The sequence below is a fragment of the Luteimonas arsenica genome (genome assembly GCF_004352825.1).
Taxonomy (GTDB): domain Bacteria; phylum Pseudomonadota; class Gammaproteobacteria; order Xanthomonadales; family Xanthomonadaceae; genus Luteimonas; species Luteimonas arsenica.
The window spans coordinates 1-675 of sequence record NZ_SJRW01000007.1 but is presented as its reverse complement, the minus strand read 5'-3'; the positions used below and the strand labels follow the sequence as shown (position 1 = coordinate 675).

Annotated in this window: 2 protein-coding genes; both read left to right on the top strand. The window is 60.1% G+C overall.

Going from position 1 to position 675, the window contains the following annotated elements; genetic code table 11:
- The first annotated feature begins 49 nt into the window (after positions 1–49).
- Positions 50–328 carry a type II toxin-antitoxin system RelE/ParE family toxin gene (locus E2170_RS13725; RefSeq protein ID WP_133001257.1) on the top strand — a complete coding sequence of 93 codons (279 nt, stop codon included), beginning with the start codon at positions 50–52 and terminating at the stop codon, positions 326–328.
- A complete protein-coding gene (locus E2170_RS13720; RefSeq protein WP_133001256.1) occupies positions 328–621 on the top strand; it encodes a HigA family addiction module antitoxin in 294 nt (97 codons plus the stop codon). The genes E2170_RS13725 and E2170_RS13720 overlap by 1 nt, the downstream gene beginning before the upstream one ends.
- Positions 622–675 lie beyond the last annotated feature (54 nt).

Here is a 675-nt window from a genome sequence, read left to right as displayed (position 1 = left end):
AGGCGTTAGGCCGCTTGTTGCGTGATGCGCAACGTGATACAGTGGGCCCATGATCAAGTCGTTCCGGCATAAAGGCCTGCGCAAGCTCTTTGAGACCGGAAGCACCTCAGGCGTCCAAGCCAGCCACGCCAAGCGGCTTCGGATGCAACTGGCTGCCTTGGACACTGCGCAGGCTGTCGAGGACATGGACGTTCCCGGGTTCCGGCTGCATCCGCTCAAAGGACAAATGCGCGGGCGCTGGTCCATTACGGTCAATGGCAATTGGCGGCTGACGTTTGAGTTCCAAGATGGGAACGCCTACGTCCTGGACTATGAGGACTATCACTAATGGCCATGTACAACCCTCCCCACCCCGGCGAGTTCATCACTGACATTTACCTTGAGCCCAATGGGATCAGCGGTCGCGAGCTTGCGGAAAAGCTGGATGTTGCCGCCTCCACCCTCAGCCGCATCCTCAAGGGCACGAGCCGCGTCACCCCGGAGATGGCGCTCCGCCTTTCCAAGGCCGTCGGCCGCTCTCCCGAGAGTTGGCTCGCCATGCAGGACGCTCATGACCTTTGGGTTGCTCGCCAGCATGTCAACTTGCAACGGGTTAGCAAACTCAAACTGGCCGCGGCCTAACAAGTCATTCAAGCCGACGCCGCTTCGCGGCGCGGCTTAATTCAGGCGTTAGGC